Annotated in this window: 1 pseudogene; it reads right to left on the minus strand. The window is 37.2% G+C overall.

The annotated features are described in order from the left end of the window. Positions 1-946 (minus strand): annotated as a pseudogene (locus A3738_RS28920) (TrlF family ATPase); the annotation flags it as partial. Between the last annotated feature and the right edge of the window lie 53 nt (positions 947-999).

The raw sequence follows: 999 nt of genomic DNA on the forward strand, positions 1-999 counted from the left end.
CTGCTCTTGTTTTAGCGAAAACAGAGGAGTTATGCAGGGCAGTAGTTAGTTCTACTCTTGCGTTATCTAATATTTTAGAGACAAATTTTGAATTGAATTCTGATGGTAATTTTGAGTTGGCATTCAGTTTTAGAGAGTCAAAAATACTAGAGCTTTGGTCATTAAACAGTGCAGCCATTATATTAGATGTATGATAAAGCTTTTGGAGGGTTTCTTTTCTCTCATTTAGCGTACTTAGCCTTTTGGTAAGGTGTTGATAGAGCTCGTTTTCAGTTTCTGAGAAACCAGACTTTTCTTGTAGTGTTTTTATTTGAAGCTCTAGGCGAGTGGATTCTTTCTCAATCGCCTTTTTCTCACCAATTCGAGATTTTTCAGCTATTTGATTTTCATACTCGGAACGTAACAAGAAATATTCGCTAATGGAGTTTGATAGTTCTAACTCCAATTTTGCTATTCTGGTCTCGGACGAAGTAATAAACTCTTTGAATTTATCGTTTTGGCAGAGTATTGATTTCACGAGTTCATTTAGATGATCTTTTCCATCGTTCTCTGCGAGTTGATTTATATACAGCTGCGGAATGTATGTAATAGGCTTTGTGTTTTCTAACTCATTTAACTTACTGATATCGCCATTATCCCAAGTAACTTCGAAATCAAATTTAGGTGATCTCGCTAAATGCTCATATGTTGAGGAGTTAGAAATGGAGGAAACATCTTTGACGGCTTCATGGTTAATTGCTTTGGCAATATGATGAAGTAATAAAGATTTTCCTGACGATTTCCCACCAATAATTGATGTTAAATCTTTGCTTATAGGGATGTCGGCTAAGCTAAATTCCGGTTGCTCTCGACCGTCAATGAATTTGACTGCCTTAATGGTTTGGTATTCGCTTTTGGATTGAGGTGAGTTGTGCTGTATTCTCACTCGGGATTCTGGGTCGTACACTACTTGCTTTAGGCCGCGGAAAGATAATTCTGCCTTGATCCACGTTAGCCTAT

The sequence above is a fragment of the Oleiphilus sp. HI0066 genome (genome assembly GCF_001635725.1).